Below are 1093 nucleotides of genomic sequence, written 5' to 3' on the forward strand. Positions count from 1 at the left end.
GCTCCGGTTGAGCCGGTTGATCCCGTTGATCCTGTCGCGCCTGTTGATCCGGTTGAGCCTGTTGGGCCAGTCGCTCCCGTTGAGCCTGTTGATCCTGTTGCTCCTGTTGCTCCTGTTGGACCCGTTGGGCCGGTTGCTCCTGTTGAGCCTGTTGATCCTGTTGTTCCGGTCGAACCTGTTACTCCCGTTGCGCCAGTCTCTCCTGTTGGACCTGTTGAGCCTGTTGATCCTGTTACTCCCGTTACCCCAGTTACTCCTGTTGGACCTGGTGTTCCGGTTATTCCTGTCTCACCAGTTGGGCCTGTTGATCCTGTTATTCCCGTCGCTCCAGTTGTGCCTGTTGATCCTGTTACTCCTGTTGGACCTGGTGTTCCGGTTATTCCTGTCTCTCCAGTTGGGCCAGTTGATCCAGTTATTCCCGTCACTCCAGTTGTGCCTGTCGATCCTGTTACTCCCGTTACCCCAGTTACTCCTGTTGGACCTGGTGTTCCGGTTATTCCTGTCGATCCTGTTGAGCCGGTTGGGCCTGTTGAACCTGTTACCCCGGTTGATCCGGTTGCACCTGTTACTCCTGTTTCTCCGGTTGGGCCTTTTTCCCCGGTTGATCCTGTTACTCCTGTCGCTCCGGTTGGGCCTGTTTCTCCAGTCGCTCCAGTTGATCCTGCTACTCCTGTCGCTCCAGTTGGGCCTGTTACTCCTGTAGATCCTGCTACCCCAGTCGCTCCAGTTGGACCTGTTTCTCCGGTTGATCCTACTACTCCTGTCGCTCCAGTTTGTCCTGTTACTCCTGTTGATCCGGTTGGGCCTGTTTCTCCCGTTGCCCCTGCTACTCCCGTCGCTCCGGTTGGACCTGTTTCTCCTGTTACTCCAGTTGATCCAGTTTGTCCCGCTACTCCTGTCGCTCCCGTTGAGCCTGTTACTCCAGTTGATCCAGTTTGACCTGCTACTCCTGTCGCTCCCGTTGAGCCTGCTACTCCTGTCGCTCCAGTTGAACCTGTTACTCCCGTTACTCCTGTTGGACCTGTTACTCCAATTGATCCTGTTGAACCAGTTATTCCTGTCGCTCCTATTGGACCTGTTACTCCAGTTGAAC

At 55.1% G+C, this 1093-nt stretch carries 1 pseudogene; it reads right to left on the bottom strand.

Features of this window, described 5'->3' with window-relative positions:
• Positions 1-1093 (bottom strand): annotated as a pseudogene (locus CN601_RS27930) (hypothetical protein); the annotation flags it as partial.

Origin of the sequence: Bacillus sp. AFS017336, from assembly GCF_002555445.1 — a bacterium.
Classification (GTDB): Bacteria; Bacillota; Bacilli; order Bacillales; family Bacillaceae_G; genus Gottfriedia.